The sequence below is a fragment of the Gilvimarinus sp. 1_MG-2023 genome (genome assembly GCF_030548285.1).
In genome coordinates this window covers 1-265 of sequence record NZ_JAUOSC010001129.1, presented here as the reverse complement: position 1 = coordinate 265, position 265 = coordinate 1, and the positions used below count along the sequence as shown (strand labels likewise).

Sequence of the window (265 nt, the reverse complement as noted above, 5' to 3'; positions counted from 1 at the left end):
CGACCAAAGCGGTTATAGGCAAACTGGCTGATGGTATAGCCGTCCGGCATCCGCTTGCGCAGAATACGCGCCAGAGGAATCATCACCATCAATTCCAGGCCGTTGGGAACCACAAACCAGAACAGCCCCGACAGGCCCCACTGGAACGTCATCGCTGAACTCATCATCACGGCCATGGCCCAGGTCCAGACCGAAATCACCGACCCAACGCCAAAGCCCAGGCCAATGCGGCGATTAGAGGAAATAAAATCATGTGTGTTTCTGA

Annotated in this window: 1 protein-coding gene; it reads right to left on the bottom strand. The window is 55.1% G+C overall.

Annotated elements, in window-relative coordinates:
• Positions 1–265: hypothetical protein (locus Q4563_RS20370; RefSeq protein ID WP_303605807.1), on the bottom strand; the 265-nt coding region annotated here is incomplete at both ends.